This window comes from Crinalium epipsammum PCC 9333, assembly GCF_000317495.1.
GTDB classification, from domain to species: Bacteria; Cyanobacteriota; Cyanobacteriia; order Cyanobacteriales; family PCC-9333; genus Crinalium; species Crinalium epipsammum.
Genome location: NC_019753.1, coordinates 5,222,501 through 5,236,833 on the forward strand (window position 1 = coordinate 5,222,501; position 14,333 = coordinate 5,236,833).

The window sequence follows — 14,333 nt, forward strand, 5'->3', positions numbered from 1 at the left end:
GGCTGCGGTAAATCTTACCTTAACCTACCAGTGCCTATAAGTCGCCGGCTCATTCTTCAACAGGCACACGGTCAGACGTTTAATCGTCCTCCCATTGCTTGTAAGCTGATGGTTTCATGTTCTATTTCACTCCCCTTGCGGGGTTCTTTTCACCTTTCCCTCGCGGTACTTGTTCACTATCGGTCACACAGGAGTATTTAGCCTTACGAGATGGTCCTCGCTGATTCACACGGGATTTCTCGTGACCCGTGCTACTCGGGATGCAACTAAGCCCAATTCACTTTCAACTACAGGACTTTCACCTTCTCTGGTGCAGCAATCAGGCTGCTTCGTTTAGCTTCATGGGTCTTGTATCTGTTGTCCCACTACCCCACAAAGATATACTTCGTGGTTTAGGCTGTTCCCGCTTCGCTCGCCGCTACTAAGGGAATCTCTGTTGATTTCTTTTCCTCCAGCTACTAAGATGTTTCAATTCGCTGGGTTGGCTCATACCTGTCTATGGATTCAACAGGTTGTATAAAGGGTTGCCCCATTCGGACATCTCCGGCTCAATGTTTACTTCCAACTCCCCGGAGCGTTTCGTCGGTAATCACGTCCTTCTTCGCCTCTGTGTGCCTAGGTATCCACCATCAGCCCTTATTATCTTGACCACTATTAATTGTCAAACAGGTTTTCTACTGGTGTTTTCACACTTCGTAGTTCTGTTTCGACTACCTACTTTTTTTGTTGCTATGCAGTTTTCAAGGTTCTAGCTGGATTAAATCCAGCAGGCTGACTCTCGTTATTGTCAGATTGCTAGATGTGTTTCCACATTGTTTAAACCGAACCATTAATAGTTTGAAAGCCTTTAGACTAACTCTCGCTTGACCTGGGATGACTACTGTGGGTGAATCTGTGAGTTCACACTTTGTAGTTGGTCTCCCTAAAAGGAGGTGATCCAGCCACACCTTCCGGTACGGCTACCTTGTTACGACTTCACCCCAGTCACCAGCCCTGCCTTCGGCATCCCCCTCCTTTACAGGTTAGGGTAACGACTTCGGGCATGACCAGCTCCCATGGTGTGACGGGCGGTGTGTACAAGGCCCGGGAACGAATTCACCGCCGTATGCTGACCGGCGATTACTAGCGATTCCACCTTCATGCAGGCGAGTTGCAGCCTGCAATCTGAACTGAGCCACGGTTTATGGGATTTGCTCACCATCGCTGGTTGGCTGCCCTTTGTCCGTAGCATTGTAGTACGTGTGTAGCCCAGGACGTAAGGGGCATGCTGACTTGACGTCATCCCCACCTTCCTCCGGTTTGTCACCGGCAGTCTCCTCAGAGTGCCCAACTTAATGCTGGCAACTTAGGACGAGGGTTGCGCTCGTTGCGGGACTTAACCCAACATCTCACGACACGAGCTGACGACAGCCATGCACCACCTGTGTTCTGGTTCCCGAAGGCACTCCTCGCTTTCACGAAGATTCCAGACATGTCAAGCCCTGGTAAGGTTGTTCGCGTTGCATCGAATTAAACCACATACTCCACCGCTTGTGCGGGCCCCCGTCAATTCCTTTGAGTTTCACACTTGCGTGCGTACTCCCCAGGCGGGATACTTAACGCGTTAGCTACGGCACTGTCCGGGTCGATACAGACAACACCTAGTATCCATCGTTTACGGCTAGGACTACAGGGGTATCTAATCCCTTTCGCTCCCCTAGCTTTCGTCCCTCAGTGTCAGATGAGGTCCAGTAGAGCGCTTTCGCCACTGGTGTTCTTCCCGATCTCTACGCATTTCACCGCTACACCGGGAATTCCCTCTACCCCTACCTCTCTCTAGTGATTCAGTTTCCACTGCTTCTACGGGGTTAAGCCCCGCTCTTTAACAATCGACTTGAATCACCACCTACGGACTCTTTACGCCCAATCATTCCGGATAACGCTTGCATCCTCCGTATTACCGCGGCTGCTGGCACGGAGTTAGCCGATGCTGATTCCTCTGGTACCTTCACTTTCTTATTCCCAGAGAAAAGAGGTTTACGACCCAAGAGCCTTCCTCCCTCACGCGGTCTTGCTCCGTCAGGCTTTCGCCCATTGCGGAAAATTCCCCACTGCTGCCTCCCGTAGGAGTCTGGGCCGTGTCTCAGTCCCAGTGTGGCTGATCATCCTCTCAGACCAGCTACTGATCGTCGCCTTGGTGCGCTCTTACCACACCAACTAGCTAATCAGACGCGAGCTCATCTTCAGGCGGTAAACCTTTTACCTTTCGGCACATCCGGTATTAGCCACCGTTTCCAGTGGTTGTCCCGAACCTAAAGCCAGATTCTCACGCGTTACTCACCCGTCCGCCACTAATGTATTGCTACACCCGTTCGACTTGCATGTGTTAAGCAGACCGCCAGCGTTCATCCTGAGCCAGGATCAAACTCTCCATTTTATGTAATGAGTTTTGCTCGGCTTACTTTTGGAACCACAGTTCCATTTTGCTCAAAGCGATTAACTTTGAGGCTTAATTGCTTTTTGACGAGGTTTCGTGCTATAAAGCTTTCAAACTATATAATTTTCTAGGTTCAGGCGCTTGAGGAAGTGTCGCTTGCGCTGGCTTCTCTCGACCGCTTTATTAATGTAGCAACTACAATTCAAACTGTCAACCTTTTGAGAGAATTTTTTTTTTCAGTGGCGGATCTAGGTCTCGCGCAATCAGGTGGGACGTAAGCTTTAGAGGCTTACTAGATTGTTTTTGTATACAGTTACCATAGTCATAATAAAACCTGGTTCGACGTGAGCGTGTGCTACGCGCTTACGTCGAACCAGGGTAGCCAAGGGTGAGATTTCTCATCACCTTTGACATGAAGGTATATCAAAATAGTTGCTAATTAAGCGCCAACAGCTTCCTTAGCTGCATACATTACTTCTAAGGTGATTTCATTTAAGCCGCGCTCACGGGCAAATTTTTCGGTATTGCGCTTGACTTTTCCACGTACAAAGCCAGGAACTTTATTCAATTCTGCTTGGGCTTCTTTGTTCCAGCCAAGGTCAGAACCAGCAGAAATGCCCTTGGTAATAACTTCTTTGGTGTCGTGACCGCCAAATATTTCTAACAGGTGGTCTTCCATTCCCAATGTGAAGGAATTGTAGATTAGGTCTACAAGCTGGTTTGTACCTTCGTAACCTAAGAAGGGTTTGTAACCAATGGGAAAGTTTTGGATGTGTATGGGGGCTGCAATTACGCCACAGGGAATATTTAACCGCTTACCTACGTGACGTTCCATTTGGGTACCGAAAATTGCAGATGGTTCCACACGGGCGATCGCATCTGCAATCTGAGTATGATCATCTGTGATCAGTAGTTCATCACAGTATTCACTCACCTGCTCTTTGAACCACTCCGCATCATATTTGCAGTAAGTTCCAGCCCAAACAACGTGAATACCCATTTCACGCGCCAAAATTTTTGTCATAGCAGCAGCATGGGTGCTATCACCAAAGACGACTGCTTTTTTACCAGTCAAGTTTTGACAGTCAATCGAACGGGAGAACCATGCAGCTTGAGATACGTGCAAGGTTTGCTCGTTGATGAAGTCTTCATAGTCTACTTCACCGCCTTGAGCATTAATAACTTCCTGAATCCTGCGGATACAACGGGCTGTTTCTACCACACCCATTGGTGTGATATCAATGTAAGGTGTTCCAAACTCTTGCTCTAAGTAACGAGCAGCCATTAAGCCTATTTCCCTATAAGGTACTAGGTTAAACCATGCTTTCGGCAGGTTTTTAAGTTCGTGAACGGAAGCACCTTCTGGAATCACTGTATTAACGGTAATTCCTAAGTCAGCCATCAACCGCTTCAATTCGGTGCAGTCGTGCTGATTGTGGAAACCCAAGGTAGAAATACCGATGATGTTAACGGAAGGCTGTTCAGTTTTACTTTCTGCTAGGTTGCCTTGTTTACGAGCTTTGTCAATGTAGTAATGGACGATTTGCTCTAAAGTTCGGTCAGATGCTTGGAGTTCATTGACGCGGTAGTGATTGACATCAGCTAAAAGCACATCTGCTTGTGCTTCAATAGATGCCCTTTCAACAAAGTTTTGTAGGTCTTCTTGAAGAATGCTGGAGGTGCAAGTGGGAGTCAGCACAATTAAGTCGGGGTGTTCTTCACTATCTTTGCGAGTGATGTTGTCTACAACTTTTTCTTGAGAACCGCGAGCGAGAACGTGCCGATCTACGACACTGGTTGTTACTGGGGTAAAATCGCGTTCCCTCTCTAGCATCGATCGCATGACGTTGAAGTAGTCATCGCCGATTGGTGCGTGCATGATTGCATGGACATTTTTGAAGGAAGTGGCGACGCGCAGAGTACCAATGTGAGCGGGACCTGCGTACATCCAATAAGCTAATTTCATTTATGTGTTCTCCGTTGTGCTGATTGCAATATAGCTAATTAATTAAGTCGTTTTTGATTTTCTCAAAGATGAAGATGTTGATCAGAAATTACTAAATTGTAATTTTGTCTTTCTGTAATAGCTGAAATACTTTTGGAGCTAACGATTCAGTTTATTAGAAAGGCAATATTCTGGTAATTTAGGTGAAACAATTCTTAATTTTATGAATATATTTTTATCGCTTATAAATATACACAAATTGTCGGCAAAGTCAAGTCAAGAGAAGATAGAATTAGGTTATGGCAAATAAACAAGGTTGCAAATTTTTAGCAGTATTAAAGGTTGCTAAAATTTGTTTTGTTTCTAATTAAGTGGGTCAATCTAGTTAAACGTATTACCCCACCCCCAGCCCCTCCCCTTATTAAAGGGAGGGGGGTTTTATGCGATAAGTATTTCAACCTAGTTAAGCGGAAAGTGCCATTCTCCAGCAAGGTTCTGGCTAACACTCAATAGGGAGAGTATTGGTTTATAGGTGTCAGCAATCGCAAGCAATTGAGGTATAGGAGTAAGGTTCAACTGTCCAAGGCTTGACGCTGCAATTCCAGCAATTCTTTAATACCCTTTTCGGATAAATCCATAATTTGATTTAATTGTGTGCGGGTAAAAGTTCCGTCTTCGGCGGTTCCCTGAATTTCGATCGCACTCAATTCTTCGTTCATCACAACGTTAAAATCAACTTCGGCGGCGACATCTTCGGGGTAGTTGAGGTCTAAAAAAGGTGATCCGTGCAATAATCCTACAGAAATAGCTGCAACTTGGTGAATGATGGGCGATCGCTCTAAATCTCCCTGCTTGACAAGTTTGTTTAGTGCATCTGCTAAGGCAACAAAACCGCCAGTAATAGATGTTGTACGGGTTCCGGCATCTGCCTGAAGAACATCTGCATCCACAATAATTGTACGTTCTCCTAGTGCCTGTAAATCTATTGCTGCCCGCAAACTCCGTCCAATTAATCTCTGAATTTCCTGGGTGCGCCCTGCTAATTTCATAAACTCCCGTTCTTGGCGTTGAGGAGTGGCACTAGGTAACATCCGATACTCGGCAGTAAGCCAACCTTTGCCACTGCCTTGTAAAAACTTGGGAATAGTATTTTGAATTGTTACACTACACAGAACTTGGGTATCGCCGCAGCGAGTTAAGACTGAACTGGTAGAAAAGCGGGTGAATTCTTTTTCAAAACTAATCGGTCGTAGTTGGTCGTATTGTCGGTGATCGGGACGCTGCCAAGACATCGCACTTGCCTCAAAATTCTCATTAAGGATAGCAGTCTGGGATTGGTTACTGGGAAAAGTTTGGTTTTTTTTAACGCCAAGGATCGCAAAGGAATTCGCTAAGGTCGCAAAGGGGATTTTTTTTGGTACCTGGAAGTTAGGTTTGTGCTTTTTTCGGTGCTGGGAAGAGAAATTTTTGTCTAGGTGCTTGAAAAAAGTTTTTGCCAAATATCCTGGTGGACTTGTTCGGGTGGTTGGTTGCCGTTAATTTGCAAGAGTTTTTGGCGGGGTTGGTAGTATTCTAGGATGGGCAGGGTGCGTTCGTTAAATAAGGCTATGCGACGCTGAATGATTTCTGGCTGGTCGTCTAAACGTCCACGTTGGGCTGAACGAGTCAACATTACTGATTCGGGAACATCTAACCAAATAGCCTTATTTAATTTTTGACCTAAATTATCTAATAAGAAATTTAACTCTTCGGCTTGGAAGGCGGTACGAGGATAACCATCAAGAAACCAACCGTTTTGAGCGTCAGGCTGTAGAAGTCGCTGGCGCATAAATTCGATCATGAGTTCGTCAGGAACGAGTTCGCCTTGATCGACATAGGGTTTTGCTTGCAAACCTAATGGAGTTTGGGATGCGATCGCACTCAGCAACATATTACCTGTAGAAATCCAAGGAATACTCAATTTGCTACACAGCAGTTGAGCTTGTGTTCCCTTTCCTGCTCCTGCACCTCCCAAAATTACCAGTCTCACTAAATGTTGCTCCTAACTTCAATTACAGATAAATATTTTGCTGTTCAGCCAATCTCTGTTAAAATATCGTTCTTTACAATTAAACAGTTGTTCAAGTTTTAAGCTGATGTCTGTTTAAATCATAAGTACAAAAAATTCACAGATAACGATAATATGTGAGTTGCTATCACTGTAGCTGAGAACACTGAGTGCAATCACGCTCATCAAGATCTATCTAGACCGGATTGCCATCTCACTGCCAATACTCAGCTTGTTAAGTTTCCAGTGAGCTAGACTTCAAGCAGTAGTAACTAGAAGTTAGATGCAAAAATTTTAGAAACTTTTTTTGCTGTTTTCTCTTGCCCTCTGTTGAGTGACTAAACACAGTGCGTAAGTTTTAGTATCTCTTGTAGGGTAAAACTTATAGACTAAGCTTAGTCAAATAAATTTACTGAATAATCACACCTTCTATTAAAGCTGATCAAAGGAACAGACAAATGAGCCTGAACGGCAAAAGCATCATCCCTGAAATTCTCAAAAACTATCAAGCAGGTTTGTTAACAGGGTGGATGAAGGAACAAGCTGCTGCTGGTTTGCGGCGCGATAACTTCATAAAGGAAACTGAACTGCGGCAACAGTCTACAGAATTTTTAAGCTTGCTGACGGATGCTACGCAAAGTGGTAACTTGACAAACATTCAAACATCTGAGTGGAATCGAGTGCGAGAAATACTTACTAGCATTTCTAATTCTCGCGCTCGACAGGGTTTTTCACCACGAGATATTGCGTTGTTTGTGTTTTCTTTCAAGCAGCCATTATTTGAGCAACTACGGCAAGAACTAGCTGGTAACAGTGATGCGATCGCAGATGAAATTTGGTTAGCAACTGATCTATTAGACAAACTAGGTCTTTGGACTACTGAGGCTTATCAAAAAACCCGCGAAGAAGTCATAATGCGCCAGCAGGAGGAGTTATTAGAACTCTCAACGCCAGTTGTGAAGCTTTGGGAAGGAATTCTAGCACTTCCGCTTATTGGTACGCTGGACAGCGCCAGGACTCAAATTGTGATGGAGTCTCTATTACAAAAAATAGTGGAAACTGGTTCAGAATTTGCCATTATCGACATTACGGGAGTACCAACAGTAGATACTCTAGTGGCTCAACATCTGCTCAAAACTGTTGCTGCTGCTAGACTGATGGGGACTGACTGCATTATCAGTGGCATTCGTCCACAAATTGCCCAAACTATAGTTCACTTAGGGGTAGACCTTAGTGATGTGGTTACTAAAGGTACGTTAGCTGATGCCTTTGTGATGGCGTTGGAACGTACAGGCTTTTCGATCAGTCGTGCATAAGCTTAGTTTTAGCAAAGGAAGCCAGAGTGGAACATATTCCAATACTCCAGATGGGGGAATTTCTGCTGGTATCTATTCAAGTAGATATGCACGATCGCCTAGCTATGACGTTACAGGATGACCTCACTAACCGGATCGCCCAAACTAATGCTAAGGGTGTGCTAATTGATATTTCCTCACTGGATATTGTGGACTCTTTTATTGGACGGATTTTGGGAAATATTGCTGCTATGTCACGGGTACTTGATGCAGAAACAGTAGTTGTGGGAATGCAACCTGCGGTTGCGATCACGTTGGTAGAGTTAGGATTATCTTTACCTGGAATTCGGACAGCGTTAAATGTCGAAAGGGGGATGAGTTTACTACGGGCATCACGAAGGCTAGATTCTAAGGAGAACGGCTATGGCCGTGCAAAAAGATGAGGTGATGTCTGTTGGCTCGTCAGCCGATATTGTGTTTGTTAGGCAGATTGTACGGAAATGGTCTATTGAACAGGGTTTTAGTTTGGTAGACCAAACTAAGATAGTAACAGCCGCTAGTGAGTTGGCTCGTAATATGGTGGATTATGGTGGAGGTGGTAAGTTACATTTAGAAGCTTTAAGTGAAGGAATTCGTAAAGCTTTGCGGTTGACTTTTGAAGACGAGGGACCTGGTATTCCAGATCTTGATTTGGCACTCAAAGACGGTTACACGACTGGTAAGGGGCTAGGATTGGGGTTGAGTGGTAGCAAGCGGCTAGTAAATGAATTTGAACTGGTTTCTAGTGTGGGTGGGGGTACGCGCATCACGATTACTAAGTGGAAATGATGTCATCAATTAGTTTAAGAAATTTTTAACCGCAGATAAACGCAGATAAACGCAGATATTTCTTTACTGATAATGGCTGTTCGGATGGGTTGTAGAGACGTGATCTACCGCGTCTCTACAACTGTAAGTCAGGTCAGCACGGGTTTATATAGATCAAAGGTTTGTCAGGATAAATTTTTGTGCAACCCGCCCCTACAAGCCTGATTTTACTGTTCTATTGCGTAAGTTCTGGGTAAATTTTAGGAATCAAGAGCTAAATTATATGTCAGATATGATCTTTCCGATTACGGAGGATAGTCAAGTTGGAGAAGTGCGACGAATTGCTACCGTAGTAGCTGAGGAACTTGGCTTTAATGATACCCAGTGCGGAAAGGTCGCTATTGTTGTTACTGAAGTTGCTAAAAATTTAGTTAAGCACGCTACTGAAGGTCAATTGCTCTTGCGCTCTTTACATTCCCAAAATCTTTCTGGGCTGGAAATTTTGGGTTTGGATAAAGGGTTAGGGATGGAGGATGTTCAAAAGTGCTTAGAAGACGGATTTTCTACAGCCGGGACTCCAGGCAATGGTTTAGGTGCTATTAGCCGTCTATCTAGTTTTTTTGATATTTATTCGGTTCCCCAATTAGGTACAGTTTTATTAAGTCGGCTATGGTCTAAGGATTTGCCGCTTGCTAAGTCGAATAGTTCTCTAGAAGTTGGTGCGATTTGTGTGCCGATCGCATCTGAACAAGTTTGTGGTGATGCTTGGTCAATATACGAAAGTCCTACTAAAAGTGTAATTTTAGTGGCAGATGGTTTGGGCCACGGGCTTGGCGCGGCTGAGGCATCATCAAAAGCGGTAGAAATTTTTCAAAATTATGCTCATCTTAGCCCGAAAGAGATTATTGAACATTGTCACGGTGCTTTGCGGAGTACAAGGGGTGCGGCGATCGCGATCGCAGAAATCAATTTTGACCAACAAACAGTGCGTTTCGCTGGGGTAGGTAATATTTCGGCTGCAATTATTACTTCTCTAGAAAGCCGCAGCATGGTTTCTTACAATGGTATTGTTGGTCATCAATTATTAAAACTTCAGGAATTTAGTTATCCTTGGTCTTCACAAGCACTGCTAGTGATGCACTCTGATGGGTTAGCTACGCAATGGCGCTTGAACCGTTATATTAATCTTGTAGGCAAACATCCTAGTTTGATTGCAGGAGTTTTATATCGAGATTTTAAACGAGGTCGTGATGATGTAACAGTGCTGGTTGCTAGAGAAAATTTTGAGAATTAAAAATAATTCTTGGAAACTTCCCCTTTGATTTCACAACTTATTCTTAATAAACCAGAAACTAATAATAAATTATTGTATGTGTTTACTGATACATATTAGACCTTTTGCAAAAGTCCAAATTACCCCCCTTATAAAGGGGGTAAATTTGCGCCCTCCCCTTGCCAAGGGGAGGGCTGGGGTGGGGTTAAATATATTTATGCAAGAACTTTAATATTTCAGCAAAAATCTATTTATAAGTAGATAGTTTAGTTATCAAGTCAAAATTAAAATAAATTACTAATCTCCAATTGAACTTAAATTGGTGAATATGACTAAGATTATTTCTTTGGATTTAAGTTTAGAATCTGACATTGTAATGGCGCGTCAGAGAACACGCCAACTAGCAGAGTTACTAGGTTTTAAAGTATATGAGCAAACCAGCCTTGCTACTGCTGTTTCAGAAATTGCCCGTAATGCTTTTCAATATGCTGGGGGTGGCAAAGTAGAGTTTTTAGTGCAGGGATCGCCCCAAATTTTTTTAATTCGGATTAGCGATCGCGGTAAAGGAATTGATAATATTGAAGCCATCTTAAATGGTAATTATACCTCTAAAACCGGAATGGGTTTAGGTATGATTGGCGCGAAACGGCTAACAGATCATTTTCATATTGAATCTGTTCCAGGTCAAGGCACTACGGTTATATTAGGCAAACAGTTACCACCGCAAACCCCAATAGTTCAAGGGCAATATCTCGCCAAAATTTCCCAAAAGTTAGCGCAGCGAAACTCATCTAGTTTATTTGAAGAAATGCAGCGCCAAAATCAAGAACTTTTAAATACTTTAGAAGAAGTTAGAGCCAAACAATCTGAATTAGAACAATTAAATAAAGAGTTAGAAGAAACTAATCGTGGTGTTGTAGCACTTTATGCGGAATTAGATGATAAGGCAGAGTATTTGCAGCGAGGTTCTAAGCTAAAATCTCACTTTCTTGCCGATATGAGCCATGAGTTTCGTACTCCTCTTAATTCGATTTTGAGTTTATCTGGATTACTATTAGATTATACAGACGGTGATTTAAGTCCAGAACAAGAAAAACAGGTAAATTTCATCCGCAAGTCAGCAGAGGTATTATCAGAATTAGTTAACAATTTGTTAGATATAGCAAAAATAGAAGCGGGAAAAATAGTTGTTAACCCTACGGAATTCAGTATTGATGATGTCTTCAGTGCCTTGAGAGGAATGTTTAGACCGCTAATTACCTCTGATAATATTTCTTTAGTATTTGAAGACCCGATAGATATTTCTAAATTTTATACGGATGAAGGCAAAGTTTCCCAAATTTTAAGAAACTTTATTTCTAATGCTGTCAAGTTTACTGAACAAGGAGAAGTGCGTGTCAGTGCGAAGTTAGGCTCAAACAATAATGTTATATTTTCTATATCCGACACCGGGTTAGGAATTGCCCCAGAAGATCAACAGCGCATTTTTGAACAGTTTATTCAAATAGAAAGCCCAGCACAAAATAGAGTAAAAGGTACAGGTTTAGGATTGCCTCTTTGCTTAAAATTAGCTGAATTATTAGGAGGAAGTGTTTCTGTTCAAAGTGAGTTAGGAGTTGGCTCAACTTTTTTTGCGACTATTCCACTACAATACTCTCAGCCAAAAGAAGAGGTAATAGTTTCAGAAATGAGTTGGATGATTGATCCTAATCGCTATCCTGTACTGGTTGTTGAAGATAATTTAGAAACTTTGTTTATTTATGAAAAATATTTAGAAAATTCGCCTTTTCAAGTAATTCCGGCACGCACTTTACAAGAAGCACGGAAAGCTTTATGGGAAGTTAGACCAAGAGTTATTATTTTAGATTTATTGTTAGAGATAGAAAATACTTGGAGTTTTATTGCGGAAATTAAGGAAAATTCCTTTACTCAACATATTCCAGTAATTGTAGTAACTGTAATTGATAATCGTCAAAAGGCGATCGCATTAGGGGCAGATGATTTTTGTGTGAAACCAGTAGAAAAAAATGGTTGTTAGAAAAACTTACAGCACTGATAGAGCAAAAGCCTCTCGAAAAAATCTTAATTATTGATGATGATCCTACTGCGCGGTATTTGCTTAAAACACTTCTGCTCAATAAAGGTCATACTATTGTTGAAGCTACATCTGGAGAGGAGGGCATTCGCAAAGTATATGAAGAAAAACCTCAATTAATTTTTTTAGATATAGTTATGCCAAATCTCAATGGTTTTCAAGTTATAGAATATCTCAAATCCGATCCAGCAACTAAAGATATTCCTGTAGTTATTAATACATCAAAAATATTAGAACAATCTGAAAAAGAATATTTAGAAAGTCGAGCATTAACAATCATTGCTAAATACTATTCTTCTACAGATATGATGAATAATATAATAGACGAAACGCTAAGAAAGGTTTGTCTGTAGAAAAAGCATAAGCTAAATAATATTTCTGTCTAAATATAGAACACTTTAAATGAAAAATGATTAAATTTAAAAATGTGTCAAAATATAGTAACACAGAATTAGGGAAATAAAGCAGATTTTACCGCTCAATTACAAGCACCAAGAAAAAACATGGATGAGCAGCCGCCAATAACTATATTAAATGTTGATGATAGCACGGTAGGTCGCTACGCCATCACCAGAACGCTACAACAGGCTGGCTTTGCGGTGAAAGAAGCTGCTACAGGTAAAGAAGCGTTGCGGTTAGCTGCACAACTTCCAGATTTGATTATTTTGGATGTCAAGCTTCCAGACATGAGCGGGTTTCAAGTTTGCGAAACAATTAAGGCAAACCCTGAAACTTTCTCTATTCCCATACTTCACTTATCCGCTAAATATGTGAGTAGTGAGGATAAAGTACAAGGTTTAGATAGTGGCGCAGATGCCTACTTAGTTCAGCCTGTAGAACCAATTGAGTTGATTGCTACTGTAAAGGCTTTATTAAGAATCAAGCAAGCTGAAGAGATAGCTAAGTCAGTAGCGCAGCAGTGGAATACTACTTTTGATTCTATCAACGATGGCGTTTGCTTGCTAGATAGTCAAGGTAGAGTTCTGCGATGTAATCAAGCGATTATAGATTTGTTTAAAAATTTAAGTGTGGATCTTGTTGGTCAATTTTTTAGTGAATTAGCAGAAAGTTTTTTTGACTCTAATCAAATAGATGAGCTAACCACGATTCAACATACTGATATCAGGAAAGTTTTAGAATTAAAAAGTGGAAATAGTTGGTTTCGTGTCACGGCAGATCCGGTTTTAAATAAGAAAGGAGTATGTACCGGAAGTGTGTACATTTTGTCTGATATTACTGAACGTAAATCTCTTGAGGAGACTTTACAAAAACGTGCTGAAGAGTTGCAGCAAGCTAACCAAATTAAGGATGAGTTTTTAGCAACACTTTCTCACGAGTTGCGTACTCCCCTAAATTCTATGCTGGGTTGGGCTAGATTACTTCGTACAAGGAAATTTGATCAAACTACTACTAATCGCGCTTTAGAAACTATTGAGCGTAATGCTAATGTCCAATCACAATTAATTGAAGATATTTTGGATGTTTCACGGATGATTACAGGTAAACATCGCCTGAATATTTGTCCTGTTGAACTTGTAGCAGTTATTGAAGGTGCAATGAATGCTGTGCGCCCAGCAGCAGAGGCTAAGGAAATTGAATTACATACGGTATTAGCTTCATCAAACAATCTTATTTTAGGTGATTCAGACCGATTACAACAAATTTTATGGAATTTGCTTTCTAATGCGATTAAGTTCACACCTAATCACGGTCGCGTTGAACTAAGATTGGAAAATATAAATTCCCAGGTAGAAATTCAAGTCAGTGATACGGGTAGAGGTATCAATCACAACTTTTTACCTTATGTTTTTGATCGCTTTCGTCAAGCTGATGGTACAACTACAAGAACCCATGCAGGGTTAGGTTTGGGATTAGCGATCGTGCGTCATTTAGTAGAATTACACGGTGGTACTGTTCAGGCTACAAGTTTAGGAGAAGGGTTAGGAGCAACATTTACGGTTAAACTACCAATAGCTACTAATTTTGTAGTTGAAAATGTTGCAAGTAAGAAGGATTTAGAATTAATAACTACGGCTGAAAATACTACTGTTAAAAATAATTTGATTCTTCAGGGTGTGCAGATACTTGCAATAGACGATCAAACAGACTCGCTTGATTTTCTAGCAGCAGGTTTAGAAGAGTATGGCGCGGTGGTGACAACGGCGACATCGGCGGATGAAGCTTTGAAGGCGCTTTCTAAGTTGCAGCTAGATTTGCTGATTAGTGATATTGGGATGCCGGAAGTAGATGGATATGAGTTAATTCATCAGGTGAGAAATTTGGGGGTAAATAATCAGCAAATTCCCGCGATCGCACTCACTGCTTATGCTAGAGAAGAAGATCGTAATCATGCGATCGCAGCAGGTTTTCAAAACCACGTTCCTAAACCAGTTGATTTAAATGAATTAGTTAAAGTCGTGGCAAGTTTAACTAAACGAATTGTACAAGTTTAGTT

10 protein-coding genes and 2 rRNA genes (1 of these 12 cut by a window edge) are annotated in these 14,333 nt (G+C 41.8%); 7 read left to right on the plus strand and 5 right to left on the minus strand.

The window, feature by feature from the left end:
• From CRI9333_RS22665 to CRI9333_RS22685, 5 genes are all read right to left on the minus strand, one after another.
• Positions 1-650, minus strand: a 23S ribosomal RNA gene (locus CRI9333_RS22665); it reaches 2,246 nt to the left of the window's first position.
• A 275-nt stretch (positions 651-925) separates the two neighbouring features.
• Positions 926-2,416 (minus strand): 16S ribosomal RNA (locus CRI9333_RS22670).
• The 16S and 23S rRNA genes sit together here, the layout of an rRNA operon.
• Positions 2,417-2,855: 439 nt before the next feature.
• A complete protein-coding gene (gene bchB / locus CRI9333_RS22675; protein WP_015205494.1) occupies positions 2,856-4,382 on the minus strand; it encodes a ferredoxin:protochlorophyllide reductase (ATP-dependent) subunit B in 1,527 nt (508 codons plus the stop codon).
• Positions 4,383-4,933: 551 nt separating this feature from the next.
• A complete protein-coding gene (gene rph, locus CRI9333_RS22680) occupies positions 4,934-5,653 on the minus strand; it encodes a ribonuclease PH (protein ID WP_015205495.1) in 720 nt (239 codons plus the stop codon).
• 179 nt (positions 5,654-5,832) lie between these two features.
• Complete coding sequence (locus tag CRI9333_RS22685; protein ID WP_015205496.1) at positions 5,833-6,390, minus strand: adenylate kinase; 558 nt, start codon at positions 6,388-6,390, stop codon at positions 5,833-5,835.
• Between the two features lie 476 nt (positions 6,391-6,866).
• On the opposite strand from CRI9333_RS22685, the gene CRI9333_RS22690 reads away from it, so the two are divergent.
• The 7 genes from CRI9333_RS22690 (at position 6,867) to CRI9333_RS22715 (ending at position 14,331) form a co-directional block, all read left to right on the plus strand.
• On the plus strand, positions 6,867-7,724 hold the full coding sequence (locus CRI9333_RS22690) for an STAS domain-containing protein (RefSeq protein WP_015205497.1): 858 nt from the start codon (positions 6,867-6,869) through the stop codon (positions 7,722-7,724).
• Between the two features lie 26 nt (positions 7,725-7,750).
• Positions 7,751-8,146, plus strand: coding sequence for an STAS domain-containing protein (locus CRI9333_RS22695; protein WP_015205498.1), 396 nt, complete (start codon positions 7,751-7,753; stop codon positions 8,144-8,146).
• Positions 8,127-8,531: an anti-sigma regulatory factor gene (locus CRI9333_RS22700; protein ID WP_015205499.1), complete on the plus strand. Its 405-nt coding sequence runs from the start codon at positions 8,127-8,129 to the stop codon at positions 8,529-8,531. The genes CRI9333_RS22695 and CRI9333_RS22700 overlap by 20 nt, the downstream gene beginning before the upstream one ends.
• Before the next feature lie 262 nt (positions 8,532-8,793).
• Positions 8,794-9,804, plus strand: a complete 1,011-nt coding sequence (locus CRI9333_RS22705) for an ATP-binding SpoIIE family protein phosphatase (protein WP_015205500.1) — start codon at positions 8,794-8,796, stop codon at positions 9,802-9,804.
• Positions 9,805-10,111: 307 nt separating this feature from the next.
• Positions 10,112-11,821: an ATP-binding protein gene (locus tag CRI9333_RS22710; RefSeq protein WP_015205501.1), complete on the plus strand. Its 1,710-nt coding sequence runs from the start codon at positions 10,112-10,114 to the stop codon at positions 11,819-11,821.
• On the plus strand, positions 11,815-12,231 hold the full coding sequence (locus CRI9333_RS27480; protein ID WP_198013593.1) for a response regulator: 417 nt from the start codon (positions 11,815-11,817) through the stop codon (positions 12,229-12,231). Before CRI9333_RS22710 ends, CRI9333_RS27480 begins: the two co-directional genes overlap by 7 nt.
• Before the next feature lie 150 nt (positions 12,232-12,381).
• A complete protein-coding gene (locus tag CRI9333_RS22715; RefSeq protein ID WP_015205503.1) occupies positions 12,382-14,331 on the plus strand; it encodes a hybrid sensor histidine kinase/response regulator in 1,950 nt (649 codons plus the stop codon).
• Positions 14,332-14,333 lie beyond the last annotated feature (2 nt).